Here is a 15,023-nt window from a genome sequence, read left to right as displayed (position 1 = left end):
CCGCACCGACGACTCCCCGCGGGGGCCGAGCCTTTGGTCGTCCGGCTCCTACGACGAGGCGAGATGGTCTGGGTCACGTACCACTGCCCGTACTGCGGCGCGGTTACCGGCGTCGAACGCGACGCGTACCTGAACGACAAGTGCGTGACGCGCGAGCCCCTCGACGGCTGGACGTACGCGTCGACGACCGACGACGACGTCGAGGCAGCGGACGGCATCGAGTTCGTCTGCCTCGGCGACGGCGCCGACCCGGACGCGGTCGAGTCGTCCGAGTCGCCCCCGGACGCCAGCGGCGGCGGCGCGAACGACCCGCGTCCCGACGAGGACGGCTGCGGGCGGACGTTCTACCTCAGCTTCGTTCGGTACGAGGACGGGGAGGAGGTCGAGCACCGGACGCCGGACGTCGACCGGCCGCGGTTCGACTTCTCGCCCTGACGCCGCGCTCGGTCAGTCCAGGAACAGCCGGATGTCGTCGGCGAGCGGTCCGTCCTGGCCGGCCGGGACGGCGTCGAACCACGCCAGCGCGTCGTCGCCGTCATTGGCATCCTTTCCATCGTGGTCTGCGGCCGGAATCTCGCCGTCCACGTTCGCCGGGAAGACGACGTCGTACGTGTCCGCGCGCCGGGAGTCCTGGGCGTCGTCGACCACGAACGAGAAGTGGCGGACGCGCACGGGGTGGTCGAGCGCGACGGTCGCACCGAGCAGTTCGCCGAGGTCGCGACGGGCGGTCGCCGCCCAGTCGTCGCCGGCCGAAACGGTCGCCGCCGGGAGCGTCCAGCCGTGCGAGCCGTCGTCGTGACAGAGCACGCGTCCGTCGTCGTCGGTGATTCCGACGATCGCGTGACTGTCCACGTGCTCGCGGGTATCCTCGAACGTCGCGGCGTCGACCTCGTGCGTCCGATCTCGCCAGTCGACGGCGTCGTCGTTCAGGAGCCGACCGGGGTCCGTGAGCGAGTCCATATCCGTCATCTGGGCGCGTCACTGAAGAACCCCCGCCGCGGCGAGCGCCCAGGACCCCTGACTTTGCACCCGACGAACCCAAGTCTCTGCCAGCCGTTGGACCGGTATGCGCGACGACGTACTCGACGAGCAGCGAGAACTCGTGGCACTCCTCGAAGAACGCGACTGGGACGTCACCGAGGCGGAGGTGTCGGTGTACGAGTCGCCGTGGGAGGACGACGACGCCCCGGAGGCGACGCTCACGCTCACTGCCAGGAAGCCCTTCGGCGACCACGGCGGCGGCGACGAGGGCGACGACGGCGAGGACGACGACAACCCGTTCCGCGTCAAGTAGCCCGGCGAATCTTGGGCCGCGAGCCGCGAACGAGCGCGTCGGTCTGCAAGTCGCACCGTCGGCGGTGGCGTTGGCCCGCGGTTTATGGCGCTCCCGCCCCTAGCGGGTGGTATGCCACTGAAGAAGACGGGGTCCGCCGAGGCCTACGAGGTCGTCCGCGAGGACGACGACGGCTTCGGGTGGATCGCGCACCCCGAGGAGGGGATGCAGCGGGCGAGTCACGCGTTCGACACCGACGAGGGTGTGTACGTCGTCGACCCGGTGGACGTCGACGGCCTCGACGACCACCTCGCGGCACTCGGGGACGTCGCGGGCGTCGTCCTCACGCTCGCGCGCCACGAGCGCGACTGCGCGGCGGTCGCGAACCGACACGACGTCCCCGTGTTCGTCCCGGAGTTCTTCGGGTCGACGGACCTGGACGCGGAGACGGAGCCGCTCCGCGGCGTGCTCGCGCGCTTCGACGTCCGGCGGGTCCTGAACACGCCGTTCTGGAACGAGGTCGCGCTCTGGGACGCCGACTCGGGCGAGCTATGGGTGAGCGAGGCCGTCGGCACCGTCGACTACTACACGACCAAACCCGAGGAACTCGGCGTGCACCCGATGCTGCGTGCGTTCCCGCCACGGAAGCAACTCGGCGACCTCGCGCCGGGCGAACTCTACTGCGGGCACGGCGCCGGCATCACGACGGGTGCGCCGAAGGCACTCGAGGACGCGCTCGCCGGCTCGCGCAAGCGGATGGTCGGCCTGTACGCGAAGACGCTGAAGAACGCGCTCTCCTGACGACGGTATCGGCTCGCTGACTGCGAGCACCTACGTGACCGCGAGCACCTACGTGACCGCGAGCACCATGAGGCCGCCGACGACGGCGAGCGACCCGAGGCCGACGCAGACGAGCCAGAACGAGACGCGTTCGACGACGCGCATGAGGGCGTCGATGGTCGCGTACCCGACGACGGCGGCGACGACGAGCGCGGCGAGCGTCGCGGTCGGGTCGACGCCCGGGATCCCGCCGCTCTGGTAGACCTCGAGCGCGCCGGCGGCGAGCGCCGCGGGCACCGACAGGAGGAAGGAGAGCCGGAACGCGCTTTCGCCGTCGTGTCCACGGAACAGGAGTGCGCTCGCGGTCGTCCCCGACCGGGAGACGCCGGGGAGGATCGCGAGGCCCTGCATCGCGCCGACGAACACCGCGTCGACGGCGTCCGGCTGGGCTTTCGCGGCCTCGACGTCGGCGTTCGCGTACCGCTGGAGGAGGCCCGTGAGTATCAGGAGGACGCCGACGAGCGCGACGAACGCACCACCGGCGAGTTCGGAGACGACCGCTTTCAGCCCGGTGTACGCGGCGATGCCGACGACGCCCGAGACCGCCATCGCGAGCGCGATGTAGGAGGCGGTGGCGTGCTCGCCGAACGCGGTCGCCGGCCGCCACCCGGTGACGCCGTCGAGGACGTCGGCGAACTCGTCGCGGTAGTACGCGGTCGCGGAGACGGCAGTACCGACGTGCAAGAAGAGCGCGTAGCCGACGGCGTCGTCCGCGGACCGGCCGAGCGCACGCAGTGCGATCGCGACGTTCCCCTCGCTCGAGATCGGCAGCCACTCGAACACGCCCTGGACGAGACCGAGCAGGACGCCGACGACGAGTTCCCCAGACATACCGCGTCCTCGCACGGGGAGCCCCATAGCCCCCACGGTTCCGCCGGGAGGTCGAGGAGTGTCCGGGGGCGTCGCGAACCGATACCCGGTGGGCTTACCAGTCACCGCCGTCAACTGTCACTCGTGATATACGCGACGCGCGGGCTGCTGACGGTGCTCTGCGAGTTCGCCGCGGACGCGGAACCGGACACGGTGACCGCGAGCCTGGCGACCACCGCAGCGGGCGACCTCGAGGGCGACGTCGGCGACGCCGACCCCGACACGCCCGTCTTCACGGACTTCTACATGCCGGCGTCCGGCGAGAGCATCACCGCCGTCTTCGGCATGGACCTTTCGACGCCGTCGGCCCAGACCCAGGGCCGGTACGTCTCGCACCCGAAGGGGAACCCCGAGCTAACCATCGAGGACGACCTGCACGCGATCGTGTTCGTCGGCGTCCCGCCGTGGACGCCCGAGAACGTCGCCGCGTACGACCGCCGCAGCACGCCCCAAGAGCTCGTCGTCCTCGACGCCGAACCGCCCGAAGTGAGCGTCGGGGAGTAACGGCCAGCAGCCGGCTACGTCGCCCGGCTGGGGATCACGTCACGTCGGCTGGACGTCACTCCGGCCGCACGCCCGAGGGGTCCCGGCCAACGGAGACGCACCGTCCGCGTCAGGGGTCGGTCCTGGTGAGGCGGTCGGGGAGTCGCCCCGTGTCCTCCCTGTCGAGTTCGCGTTCGAGGTGTTTCAGGAACCCGAACAGCATGACGTAGTACCCGGCGATGCAGACGACGAGCAGTCCCGCTGGCTGGAGGATGCTCGGCGCTGTCGCGGGAGCCAGGGCGCTCCAGAGCGAGTCGTACTCGTAGATCAGGAGTGCTGTGGCGAGTGAGACGATGGCGTGGTGGTAGTACGAGACGGGTCGGTAGCCGTCGATGAGGATCGCTTCGTACTCGTCGACCTCCAGCAGCGGAAGGAGCGCCCAGATGACGAACGTGATGATCGAGACGAGCAGTCGAGTCAGACCGGTGAGGCTCGTGCTGACGAGGACGAACCCGAGCATGAGGATGCCGAGGTTCGCGCCGTGGAGGAAGTTGAACCGGCCGAGCTGCGGAACCCCGACCGCGTCCTGGGAGCCCGTATCGAGCAGGAAGAACAGCCCGACGAAGAACGGCGGGAGCTTCTGCTCGGAGATCGTCTCGAGGTCCAGCGAGCGCGCGATGCCACCGATCTCCACGACGACGACGAACAGCAGCGAGACGAACAGGGAGATGTCGACGGCCATACCGGTTCCTGGTCGTCGGCTGTCATCAACGTACGGGTCACCGAAGGCGTCCGCGTCGACGGGTCACAGTTTCTCCTGGATGAACCCGGAGAACGTCTCGTGGTCCTCGGAGATCCACTCCGTGATGCGGCGACGAACGAGCACGTAGACCGCGCTCGCTCCAACCAGCCCCGCGAGCACGCCGTCGAACCGCGACGGGAGGACCCACCACGCCAACGCGGCGGCGACCACCGCGACCGCGAAGTCGGTCTTCGAGCCGTCGTAAAACACTCGTCGAGGGCGAAGCCATCGCTGCCGAACGTGGTCGTACGCTGCCCGGTCGTCGCGTTCGAGCCACGGTCGCATCTCCTTGCCGCCGCCGAGCAGGTCCATCAGGCAATGGACCGCTGCGGCAGCAAACGCGACCGCGAGCACGACGACGATGGGGAGCGACACCGCGACGGCACCGACGCCGGTTACGACAGCGAGCGCGGAGTACGCGACCGGATAGTGGAGCGTCTTCCGATGCACGAACACCATGTCGCCGTCGGGGAGCGCGCCACCGACCGCGCCCGCGAGGACGAGCGTTCCGACGGGCCCGCCGCTGGCGACGGCCGCGGCTGCTCCCACGAGAACGCCGACCAGCACGTGCGTGAAGACCATCATGGTTCGGGGACTTTTCGCGGACTTGCGTGGTGTCTACGCTCGACGATACGGCCGGGCGTGTACTTGATTCGTTCGGCGGGTGGTCCTTCGTTCGGCGGGTCGTCCCGTGGGGAGTCGAGCGGAGACGAAAGCGGACGATTCCGGAGGGCCGCCGACGCTACGAACGCGCGCGACAGTCGGCGAACGCGGACGGCGTCGGCGAACGTAGACGCCGTCGGCGACGCGCAGTTACTCGACGGTGACGCTCTTCGCGAGGTTCCGGGGTTTGTCGATCGCGCGTCCGAGTTCGTTCGCGACGTGGTACGCGAACAGCTGGAGGCCGACGTTCGCGACGAGCGGTTCGAGCACGCCGAGGTCGGGGATGGGGATCTCGACGTCGAGGTAGTTCGCGGCGGCATCGTACGACGAGAATCCGATCACGGGTGCGCCGCGGGACTCGACTTCCTTGACGTTGTTCAGGGTCTCGCCGGGGCGTGCGCCCTCGGTGAGGACGGTGAGCACGGGCGTGTTCTCGGTGACGAGCGCGAGCGTCCCGTGCTTGAGTTCGCCCGACGGGAAGCCCTCGGCGTGCACGTACGCGATCTCCTTGAGCTTGAGTGCGCCCTCGAGGGCGACGGCGCTCCCGAGCTGGCGGCCGACGAAGAAGTACGCGTCCTCGTCGACGTACTCGGTCGCGACCGCTTCGAGGCGGTCGGAGGCGTCGAGGAGTTGCTGGACGGCACCGGGGAGTCCGCGGAGGTTCTCGAGGAGACGTCCGGCGCGCTCGGACGTGAGCGTCCCGCGCCTGCGGCCGACGTGCACCGTGAACAGCGAGAGAGCGGTGACCTGTGCGGCGAACGTCTTCGTCGCCGCGACCCCGATCTCGGGGCCGGCGCGGATGTACAGCGCGTCGTCGGCCTCGCGGGCGGCCGTCGAGCCGACCGTGTTCGTGACCGCGAGCGTCCGCGCACCTGCTTTCGCGGCCTTCCGCATCGCCGAGAGCGTGTCCGCGGTCTCGCCGGACTGCGTGACCGCGACCACGAGCGTCTCCCACGGGTCGCGTCCGCCCTGGAACTCGTACTCGCTCGCGACCTCGACGGTCACGCGAACGTCCGCGAACGACTCGAGGAGCCGGCGCGCGTACAGGCCGGCGTGATAGCTCGTCCCGCACGCGACGACCTGGATCTCGTCGACGTTCGCGAGGAACGACTCCGGAAGGTCGAGTTCGAGGTCGACGTCGCCCCCGACCTCGTCGATGCGGCCCGAGAGCGTCTGCCGGAGCGCGCCGGGTTGCTCGTGGATCTCCTTGAGCATGTAGTGGTCGTACCCGCCCTTCTCGGCGGCCTCGGCCTCCCAGTCGACGGTCTTCGTCTCGCGCTCGACGTACTCGCCGTCGCTGCGGACGTCGACGCCGCCGGCGGTGACGCGCGCCACGTCGCCGTCCTCGAGGTAGACGACGTCGCGCGTGTGTTCGACGAACGCCGTCACGTCGCTCGCGACGAAGTTCGCGTCCTCGCCGACGCCGAGGACGAGCGGGCTGTCCTGGCGCGCGACCACGACCTCCTCGCGGCCCGCGATCGTCACCGCGACCGCGTAACTCCCGCTCAGGCGGTCCACGACCGCCTCGACCGCCTCGACGAGGTCCACGCCCCCTATCTGGTCGTCAGCGACGGTCGCGTCGTCGGCAGTCGCGCCGTCGGGAGTCACGTCGTCAGCGTTCGCGCCGACCTGCCCGCCGTCGCTCGCGCGCCGCCGCCGCGCCGCGAGTTCCTCCTCGAGGAGATGCGGGACGACTTCGGTGTCCGTCTCGCTCGTGAACTCGTGGTCGTCGAGCTCCGCGCGAAGGTCGTCGTAGTTCTCGATGATGCCGTTGTGGACGACCGCGATATCGCCCGAGCAGTCCGTGTGGGGGTGCGCGTTCGCGTCCGTCGGCTTCCCGTGCGTGCTCCAGCGCGTGTGCCCGACGCCGGACGTCGCCGGGTGGTCGTCGGGCAGGTCGAGGTCGTCGATCACGCCCGCCTGCTTGAACACCGACAGGTCGTCGTCCTCGACGAGCGCCACGCCCGCGGAGTCGTACCCGCGGTACTCGAGGTTCCGGAGGCCCTCCGCGAGCACAGGCAGCGCGCGACCGTCGCCGGTCCCGCCGTCGGCGGCCGTGGTGCTCTCGTTCTCGGCGTCGATACCGCTCGAGACGTACCCGATGATTCCGCACATTGTTAGCCTCTCCTCACCTCGGTTCCGCTCGGAATCCGGCCGGAGACGGTACAGCCCGCCTCGACGAGCGCGTCGTCACCGACGACCGTTCCGGCCTGGAGCGTCGATCCGCCCCCGACGCGGGCGTTGTCGCCGACGACCGCACCGAGGGTCACGTCCTCGTACGCCGTCCCGTCGACGACGACGTCGCTCTCGCCGCCGACGACGGTCGCGTTCGGGCCGACCGTTGCGTTCTCCGCGATCACTGCGTCCCGAACGACCGCACCGTCGGCGACGTGCGCGTCCGCGAGCACGACCGCGTTCGACAGCACGGCGTTCGCGCCGACCGTGACGTTCTCGCCGAGCGAACACCCGCGCCGTACCGTGGCGTGCACGTCGACGGTCGTACCGGCGCCGACGTGCGTCGCGTCGGCGACGTTCGCGTCGGGGTTCTCCACGCCGAGCCGACGCCCGGCACCGCCGTCGAGGATGCTTCGCGTCACGCGCGTCACGTCCCAGAGGTGCGAGACGTCCTGCCAGGTGCCGCTGTACCGGACGGCGCGGACGCCGCCGTCCTCGACGTACGACAGGAGGGTGTCGGTGATCTTGCGTTCGCCCGCCTCGTCGACGTCGGTCTCGCGGATCGCGTCGAAGATCGACGGCTCGAACCCGTACACGCCAGCGTTGATGAGCTCCGAGGACGCCTCGTGGGGTTTCTCGGCGAGGGCCACCACGCGGTCTCCGTCGAGTTCGACGACGCCGTACGCGCCCGGGTCCGCGGAGCGAGTCACCGCCATCACGGGCGAGCCCTCGTACTCGAGCGCGTCGCAGACGCCGGTGATGCACGTCGGTTCGAGGATGCGGTCGCCGTTCAGGACGACGAACGCGTCGTCGACGGCGTCCTCGGCCTGCGAGATCGCGTGCGCGGTCCCGAGTTGCTTGTCCTGCACGACGTAGGAGAGGTCGACGCCCCAGTCGTCGCCGTCGCCGAAGTGCGTCTGGATGCGGTCGCGCGCGTACCCGACGACGAACACCACGTCGTCGATGCCCGCCTCCGCGATCGCCTCCAGCACGTACTCGAGCAGGGGCTTCCCGGCGATCGAGAGCATCGGCTTCGGACGACGGTTCGTCAACGGCTCCAGTCGCCGGCCCTCGCCGGCCGCCAGCACGACTGCCTTCACGCCCGCACACCTCCCGAAGTCACTCGACCGCCCTCCTTCGGCGTTCGTTCGGTGGTCTGCTGTTGGTCGCTAGCTGTCGCCTCGTCATTCGTCTTGGTCGTCAAACATCTGTTATCGGTCATAAATTTTCTCCCCGGTCGCGCGTCACGCTCTCTCCCGGTTTCGTCGTCGCGTCGACGCCGAGCTTCACGCCCGCGTTCAGGCTCGTGTCGATGCCCGTCTTCACGCCGTCGGCGACGACGACGCCGAGCTTCCGCCGGCCCGTGTCCACGCGGTCGCCCTTGACGCCCATGCGGACGTTCGCGTCGTCGTGCCGGAGGTTCGCGACGATCGTTCCAGCGCCGAGGTTCACGTCTCGGCCGAGGACGGAGTCGCCGACGTACGAGAGGTGCGGGACCGTCGCGCCACGCATCAGGATCGAGTTCTTCACCTCGACGGACGTCCCGACCTTCCCGTCTTCGCCGACAACCGTCGCGCCGCGCACGTACGCGTTCGGCCCGACCGTCGCCCCCTCCTGGATCACGACGGGGCCCTCGACGACGCTCCCCGTGCGCACGGTCGCGCCGGACTCGACGACGACCGACCCCTCGAGGGTCGCGCCGTCCTCGACCTCGCCTCGAATCTCGCGCTCTACGTCCTCGAGGAGTATCTCTTGAGCGTCCAGGAGTTCCCACGGCCGGCCGACGTCCAGCCAGTGCCCGTCGTGCTCGACGACGCGGAACGCGTGCCCCGCCGCGAGCATGCGCTCGATCGTCTCCGTGATCTCGTACTCGCCGCGCTCGGACAGCTCCGTCGCCTCCACGAACTCGAACACGCCCGGGTCGAACGCGTACAGCCCGAGGTTCGCGAGCGTCGACGGCGGGTCCGCGGGCTTCTCGACGATCCCCGTCAAGTAGCCGTCTGCGACGTCGACCACGCCGTAGTTCCGCGGGTCCGGGACGTCCATCGTCGCGATAGCGCTCTCGCCGTCGCGGGCCGCCGCCGCGAGCGACGCGACGAGGGCCTCGTCGACGACCACGTCGCCGTTCATCGCCACGAACGGCTCGTTCACCGACTCTCCGGCTTTCCCGACCGCGTGCGCAGTCCCCAGTTGCTCGTCCTGCTCGACGTACTCGACGGGGTGTCCGGCGTGTTCGATCCCGACGTGCTCGCGGATGACCTCGGCCTCGTAGCCCACCACGAGCACGTAGCCGTCCACGTACGGCGCGCACGCGTCGAGGACGCGCTCGACCATCGGCACGCCCCCGATCGGGAGCATCGGCTTCGGGCGACTGTCCGTCAGCGGCCGCATCCGCGTCCCCTCGCCCGCTGCGACCACCACCGCCTTCATGCGGTAATGGTCACCTCCTTACCAGCTGTCGTCCGCTGACCGACCAGGTCGTATCCCGCGTCGTCGTTCATATCCACACGTTCCGCCGTCGCCACAAAAGTCACACCCTTGCTGCCAGCGAGGGACGGGGTCGAACCAACTCCCCGACGGGCGTCGCGCCGGTCCACGCTCCAGCTCGAACCACGATGGTCGTCCGGGTGCAGGGTGCTGCTCGGGTCGGCGGCGACGCTGCTCGCGTCGCCGGTCGACGACTCGCGGGCCACGGTCAGTCGGCGGTCTCGGCGCGTTCCTCGGAGGCCGGGTCGACGTCGCCCGAGAGCAGCGCCTCCGCGCGGTCGCGGTCCTCCGGGTAGCCGACGTCCACGCGCCAGCCCTCCAGTCGGAGCGCGTCGATCGTGCGACCGCTCCGCAGCAGCAGGTCGATCGCGTCGCTGATCTCGTACTCGCCGCGGTCCGAGGGCTGGACGAGGTGGCAGGCGTGGAAGATCGCGGGCGTGAACGTGTAGAACCCCGTCATCACGAGGTTGCTCGGCGGGTCGTCGGGCTTCTCGATGACGTCCGTGATCTCGCCGTACTTGTTCGTGTCACAGACGCCGTAGCGGGAGGCTTCGTCCCACGGCACCTCCTCCATGAGGAACGCCGCGTCCGCGCGCGACTCCTGGTGGCGGTTCACGACGTCCGCGAGGTTCGCGTCGAACACGTTGTCCCCGAGCATCAGCATGAAGTCGTCGTCGAGGTACTCCTCGGCCTGGAGGAGCGCGTGCGCGATCCCGAGCGCCTCCTCCTGCTCCGCGTACGTGATCGGGATTCCCTCGTACTCGTCGCCGTAATACTCGACGATCTGCTCCTTCTCGTACCCCACCACGACCACGAACGCCTCGGCGTCGAGCGCCGCCAGTTCGTCGAAGCAATGCGAGAGGATCGGCTGCCCGTCAACCTCGACGAGCGCCTTCGGTTTGTCGTCCGTCAGCGGCCGCAATCTCGTCCCTTTCCCGGCCGCGAGTACAACAGCCTTCATACCCAACGCATGCCGGTCTCCCGGCATTACTACGCACTCGCTACTGGAGCGAAGGCACCACGACACCGCCCCCGTAGGAACGGTATAATTAACCGCCCGGCGGGGGTTCGAGGAGACATGCACGTGAGCGTCGTCGGGAGCGGCTACGTCGGGACCACGGTCGCCGCCTGCCTCGCTGACCTCGGCCACGACGTCGTCGCGATCGACATCGACGAAGCCGTCGTCGACGCGATCAACGCCGGTGACTCCCCGATCCACGAACCCGGACTGGACGACCGCATCGAGCGAACCGCCGGCGAGCGACTGCGCGCGACCACCGACTACGCCGCATTGCCGGAGACCGACGTGACGTTCCTCGCCATCCAGACGCCGTCGAACCCAGACGGCAGCATCGACACGAGCGCGCTCGAAGCCGCCAGCGAGATGACCGGCGACGCGCTCGCGAGTCCGCCCGAAGTCGACGGCAGTCGGTCCGTCGACGACCACGTCGTCGTCGTCAAGAGCACCGTCGTCCCCGGCGTCGTCACCGAGCGGCTGAAACCACGCCTGCAGGCCGAGGCCGGCGACGCTGTCTCCGTCGCCGCCAACCCCGAGTTCCAGCGCGAAGGCTCGGCCGTCGCGGACTTCCTCGACCCCGACAAGCTCGTCTTCGGAACCGAAGACGGCGACGAACGCGCACTCGCCGCGCTCCACGAAGTGTACGCGCCTGTCGTCGAGCGAGCGGACGGCGACGTTCCCGTCGTCGAGACCGACGTCCCGACCGCGATGATGACTAAGTACGCGAACAACGCCTTCCTCGCCTCGAAGGTCAGCCTCATCAACGACCTCGGGAACGCCTGCAAGGAGTTCGGCATCGACACCTACGAGGTCGCCGACGCGATCGGGCTCGACGACCGCATCGGCGAGAAGTTTCTGCGGAGCGGCCTCGGCTGGGGCGGCTCGTGCTTCCCCAAGGACGTCGCCGCAATCATCCACGCCGCGAAAGAGGCAGGCTACGACCCCGCGATGCTCGAAGCCGCCGTCGAGATCAACGACCGCCAACCAGAACGCATGCTCGGCCTCCTCGAGGAGCACGTCGACGTCGACGGCGCGCGCGTCGCGGTACTGGGGTTGGCGTTCAAACCCGGCACCGACGACGTCCGGAACTCCCGAGCGATACCCGTGATCGAGGGCCTCCGCGAGCGCGGCGCCGACGTCGTCGCGTACGACCCCGTCGCCACCGAGAACATGCACGAACACTACCCCGACCTCGAGTACGCCGACAGTGCTGTAGAGGCGCTCGACAGCGCCGACGCCGCACTCGTCACCACCGGCTGGGACGAATTCGAAGCGCTCGACGACGAGTTCGACGCGATGCGTCAGCGCGTCGTCGTCGATGGTCGACGGAGCGTCGAGCCCCGCGACGGCATGACGTACGAAGGCCTTACCTGGTGACTCATCTCGGGTTCGAGACGCGTCGTCGCCGGGTCGCATCGTGCCCGGATTAGGACAGACTGAATTTCGGTTGCTCGCGCCCTCGACCCATTCGAAGTTCGTCTCGATCACCGCCAGACTCCCGTGAACTCGCCGTGGGTGTCGACGTGAGCGCGTCGCGGCCGTCGAGCGTCCCCGGCGAATCAGAACTGGAGGGCGTCAGGGCCGCTCCCGATCCTCGCCGGTGTCGTCGGCCGACTTCGGGTCATCTTCTCCATGGTCACTCCCCGGGTCCGCTCGCGCTGGTGGTTCCGGGGGTGCCAGTATCGACGCGAGGACGCGACCGGGCTTCGTCTCCGCCGCCCGCTCCATCCCCCTGACGAAGGTTTCTGTCGCTCGCTTGATCGTGGACGCCTCCCAGTACGGCTGGAGGCACTCGATTATCGCGTCGAGCAGTCGAATGAACGGCCCTATCGTGTACGTCTCCCGCAGGTCGATGACGACGACGTCAGGTTCGGGTTCGGCCGTCAGCCAGCGATACAGGGACGATCCCCGCACGAAGTTCGCGACTCTCTCGACCACCCCGGTCCCCTTCGCGGCGGCGCTCGATACGACGCTCCCCACCCGCGAGTTCTCCACCACGGTCCCAGCAAACCCCCGGTCGCGTAAATCCTCGTCGGCCGTTCGTTCAGTCATGCGAACTCACAGGGAGGTGACCGTCGCGCGGATCGTGACCGTCCCGAGGTCAATGAGGACGGTGTCGCCGGCCCGGATCGATTCGCCCTTGAACGTTACGCCGTTGATGGACTCGCGCACTTGGAGGTCGGCCGTGATCGCGACGTCCTTCTCCACTGGGTGCTCGCGGAGGTAGACGTTCCCGTCGTCGCTCGTTAGTACGATGTCAGCGGGTTCAACCGAGACGTTCGACAGGCCCGCGATGGTCTCGCCGTTGACTCGCTCGGCCATTCCGGCTTCGAGACTGTTCGCGACGTCGGGCTGCGCGCTCTCGATTTCGAGCGTGACGGTCCGGGTCGTCTCCTCGCCGCGCTGCTCGAGTGCATTCTCGCGGACGACGCGACCCTCGAACTCGTACTCGTCCGTCCGGAACGGGAGCTGTGCGCCCTCGCGAACCACCTGTCCGGCGAACTGCGGTTCCGCACGCGGCTCGTACGTCACGTACGATACGCCCACGTAAACCAGCCGGCGCTCCGGGTTCCCCGTCCCGTACGCGTCGACGGACTGCACCGTCGCGACCGTCTGCCCGTTCACCTCGTACTCGTCGCCGACTGAGAGCGCTGACGCCTCGTCCGCGGACATCCCGGTTCGGAGGAGGACGTCTCGCTCCGAGATCGGGAGTTCACCGACGCCGATACGGAGGATCGAACCGCTGAGGGAGTACTCCTCGGTGTTCAACTGCACCGATTCACCGAGCCGGAGCGGCGTCGACCCGAACTGCGGTCGGTCACCATCTCGGTGGGCGAGCAGGTCGACCGCGACGATCACGCGGCGCTCGTTCGGATTATCGGTTCCATACAGTTGGAACGAATCGACGGACGCGATCGTCTGGTTCCCACGCACGACCGAATCGTTCGTCGACAGGCGCTCGGCCTCTTCGATCGAGAGCGTCCCCTCCAAGAGCACCGTCCGATTCACGAGGGCGAGCGTCGGGTCGCTTTCACTCACCGACGTGATGCGTCCTGAGGTACTGTACTCGTTCGTCGAGATCGAGAGTTGGCGACCGACGCGTGGTGGGTTGCCGTCGAAAGTGAATTCTGAATTCTCCGTTGCTGGACTCTCCAGCTCCACTCGTGCGAGTACGCGCTTGTCGTTCCCGTGATCGGTGACGTAGACGTCCGTCACGATCAGGCTCTCGCCGCCACCGTACCCCATCCGGTCGCCGCTCTCGATGAGATTGGCGACGTACGACTGCTGCGTCCCCAGGTCGACGGTCGCGTACCGGACCTCCGGTTCGGGTGGCTCTTCGCCATCTCCCCCGAGAACCAGGGCAGCACCAGCAGCCACCACGGCGAGAACGAGGAGCACCACGAGCGCGTCGACGACGTTCACGACGCCGAAGAGGTTCGCCTCGTCGTCGATCACGTCCATCCCTCCACCATCTGACTCATACTATCCAAGCGTGCAGAACAAACGGACAAAACCGTTCCGGAAAATCCTGCTCCTATCCGCAAGCACCGATTCTTTATCATAGACGTGAGCCGGAATGCACAAGTCGGGTCGATAGGTAACCGTGTTTAGACTATGAAAGCCGTCGTGCTCGCTGCAGGGGAGGGGACGCGACTCCGTCCGCTGACTGAAGACAAACCCAAGGGGATGGTGGAAGTCGACGGGAAACCGCTAATCACGCATTGCTTCGATCAACTCATCGACCTGGACGTCGACGAGTTCGTGGTCGTCGTTGGCTACCGCAAACAGGACATCATCAGTCACTACGACGACGAGTACGAGGGCGTCCCCATCACGTACACTCACCAGCGCGAACAGAAAGGGCTCGCGCACGCACTGCTCACGGTCGAGGAACACATCGACGACGACTTCATGCTCATCCTAGGGGACAACGTCTTCCAGGCGAACCTCGAAGACGTCGTTCGACGACAGCAAGAGGACCGCGCGGACGCCGCCTTCCTCGTCGAGGAGGTGCCGTGGGAAGACGCGGGCCGCTACGGCGTCTGCGACACGAACGACTACGGCGAAATCACCGACGTCATCGAGAAACCAAAAGAACCCCCGACGAACCTCGTGATGACCGGGTTCTACACGTTCACGCCCGCGATCTTCCACGCCTGCCACCTCGTCCAACCATCGAATCGCGGCGAGTACGAGATCAGCGAAGCAATCGACCTCCTCATCCAGTCTGGTCGAACGATCGACGCCATCCGCATGGATGGCTGGCGCGTCGACGTCGGCTACCCCGAAGACCGCGACAAAGCAGAAGAACTGCTCCAAGAGAACGAGAGCGCAGTCGAAGTGACCGATTGATTTCTGAAAATAATCTGTCATTCTTATCATTCGAGCACTTGACTGGAGGCCTCTTTAGT

16 protein-coding genes are annotated in these 15,023 nt (G+C 68.0%); 6 read left to right on the top strand and 10 right to left on the bottom strand.

Features of this window, described 5'->3' with window-relative positions:
* Positions 1 to 63: 63 nt before the first annotated feature.
* Positions 64 to 435, top strand: a complete 372-nt coding sequence (locus tag G9C85_RS04915) for a hypothetical protein (protein ID WP_166037476.1) — start codon at positions 64 to 66, stop codon at positions 433 to 435.
* Positions 436 to 447: 12 nt separating this feature from the next.
* On the opposite strand, the gene G9C85_RS04910 is transcribed toward G9C85_RS04915, so the two are convergent.
* Positions 448 to 960, bottom strand: coding sequence for an NUDIX hydrolase (locus G9C85_RS04910; RefSeq protein ID WP_166037474.1), 513 nt, complete (start codon positions 958 to 960; stop codon positions 448 to 450).
* Positions 961 to 1,066: 106 nt separating this feature from the next.
* On the opposite strand from G9C85_RS04910, the gene G9C85_RS04905 reads away from it, so the two are divergent.
* Together G9C85_RS04905 and G9C85_RS04900 are read left to right on the top strand one after the other, a co-directional pair.
* On the top strand, positions 1,067 to 1,294 hold the full coding sequence (locus tag G9C85_RS04905) for a hypothetical protein (protein ID WP_166037472.1): 228 nt from the start codon (positions 1,067 to 1,069) through the stop codon (positions 1,292 to 1,294).
* Positions 1,295 to 1,405: 111 nt separating this feature from the next.
* Positions 1,406 to 2,074: a hypothetical protein gene (locus G9C85_RS04900; RefSeq protein WP_166037470.1), complete on the top strand. Its 669-nt coding sequence runs from the start codon at positions 1,406 to 1,408 to the stop codon at positions 2,072 to 2,074.
* 48 nt (positions 2,075 to 2,122) lie between these two features.
* On the opposite strand, the gene G9C85_RS04895 is transcribed toward G9C85_RS04900, so the two are convergent.
* The gene (locus tag G9C85_RS04895) at positions 2,123 to 2,944 is read right to left on the bottom strand and encodes an undecaprenyl-diphosphate phosphatase (protein WP_166037469.1); all 822 of its coding nucleotides are present in this window, start codon (positions 2,942 to 2,944) and stop codon (positions 2,123 to 2,125) included.
* 123 nt (positions 2,945 to 3,067) lie between these two features.
* On the opposite strand from G9C85_RS04895, the gene G9C85_RS04890 reads away from it, so the two are divergent.
* The gene (locus G9C85_RS04890; RefSeq protein ID WP_166037467.1) at positions 3,068 to 3,487 is read left to right on the top strand and encodes a hypothetical protein; all 420 of its coding nucleotides are present in this window, start codon (positions 3,068 to 3,070) and stop codon (positions 3,485 to 3,487) included.
* Between the two features lie 109 nt (positions 3,488 to 3,596).
* On the opposite strand, the gene G9C85_RS04885 is transcribed toward G9C85_RS04890, so the two are convergent.
* From G9C85_RS04885 to aglF (G9C85_RS04860), 6 genes are all read right to left on the bottom strand, one after another.
* The gene (locus G9C85_RS04885; RefSeq protein WP_166037465.1) at positions 3,597 to 4,208 is read right to left on the bottom strand and encodes a hypothetical protein; all 612 of its coding nucleotides are present in this window, start codon (positions 4,206 to 4,208) and stop codon (positions 3,597 to 3,599) included.
* A 63-nt stretch (positions 4,209 to 4,271) separates the two neighbouring features.
* Positions 4,272 to 4,850: a metal-dependent hydrolase gene (locus G9C85_RS04880; protein WP_166037463.1), complete on the bottom strand. Its 579-nt coding sequence runs from the start codon at positions 4,848 to 4,850 to the stop codon at positions 4,272 to 4,274.
* A gap of 231 nt (positions 4,851 to 5,081) precedes the next feature.
* Positions 5,082 to 7,046: a glutamine--fructose-6-phosphate transaminase (isomerizing) gene (gene glmS / locus G9C85_RS04875; protein ID WP_166037461.1), complete on the bottom strand. Its 1,965-nt coding sequence runs from the start codon at positions 7,044 to 7,046 to the stop codon at positions 5,082 to 5,084.
* 2 nt (positions 7,047 to 7,048) lie between these two features.
* A complete protein-coding gene (locus G9C85_RS04870; protein ID WP_166037459.1) occupies positions 7,049 to 8,206 on the bottom strand; it encodes a sugar phosphate nucleotidyltransferase in 1,158 nt (385 codons plus the stop codon).
* 118 nt (positions 8,207 to 8,324) lie between these two features.
* Positions 8,325 to 9,536: a bifunctional sugar-1-phosphate nucleotidylyltransferase/acetyltransferase gene (gene glmU / locus G9C85_RS04865; RefSeq protein WP_166037457.1), complete on the bottom strand. Its 1,212-nt coding sequence runs from the start codon at positions 9,534 to 9,536 to the stop codon at positions 8,325 to 8,327.
* A 265-nt stretch (positions 9,537 to 9,801) separates the two neighbouring features.
* A complete protein-coding gene (aglF, locus tag G9C85_RS04860; RefSeq protein ID WP_166037455.1) occupies positions 9,802 to 10,554 on the bottom strand; it encodes a UTP--glucose-1-phosphate uridylyltransferase AglF in 753 nt (250 codons plus the stop codon).
* 117 nt (positions 10,555 to 10,671) lie between these two features.
* On the opposite strand from aglF (G9C85_RS04860), the gene aglM reads away from it, so the two are divergent.
* The gene (gene aglM, locus G9C85_RS04855; RefSeq protein ID WP_166037453.1) at positions 10,672 to 11,988 is read left to right on the top strand and encodes a UDP-glucose 6-dehydrogenase AglM; all 1,317 of its coding nucleotides are present in this window, start codon (positions 10,672 to 10,674) and stop codon (positions 11,986 to 11,988) included.
* Between the two features lie 198 nt (positions 11,989 to 12,186).
* Here the strand turns inward: aglM and G9C85_RS04850 are convergent, their stop codons facing one another.
* Together G9C85_RS04850 and G9C85_RS04845 are read right to left on the bottom strand one after the other, a co-directional pair.
* Positions 12,187 to 12,663 carry a hypothetical protein gene (locus G9C85_RS04850; protein ID WP_166037451.1) on the bottom strand — a complete coding sequence of 159 codons (477 nt, stop codon included), beginning with the start codon at positions 12,661 to 12,663 and terminating at the stop codon, positions 12,187 to 12,189.
* A gap of 6 nt (positions 12,664 to 12,669) precedes the next feature.
* Positions 12,670 to 14,073: a DUF4330 domain-containing protein gene (locus G9C85_RS04845; RefSeq protein ID WP_166037450.1), complete on the bottom strand. Its 1,404-nt coding sequence runs from the start codon at positions 14,071 to 14,073 to the stop codon at positions 12,670 to 12,672.
* 153 nt (positions 14,074 to 14,226) lie between these two features.
* Here G9C85_RS04845 and aglF (G9C85_RS04840) point away from each other — a divergent pair, with 153 nt between their 5' ends.
* Positions 14,227 to 14,964, top strand: a complete 738-nt coding sequence (gene aglF, locus G9C85_RS04840; RefSeq protein ID WP_166037448.1) for a UTP--glucose-1-phosphate uridylyltransferase AglF — start codon at positions 14,227 to 14,229, stop codon at positions 14,962 to 14,964.
* Positions 14,965 to 15,023: the final 59 nt, after the last annotated feature.

The organism is Halorubellus sp. JP-L1 (genome assembly GCF_011440375.1).
Lineage (GTDB): Archaea > Halobacteriota > Halobacteria > Halobacteriales > Natrialbaceae > Halorubellus.
Note: the sequence above shows the minus strand (reverse complement) of the source record. Positions and strands in the feature narration are given on the sequence as shown.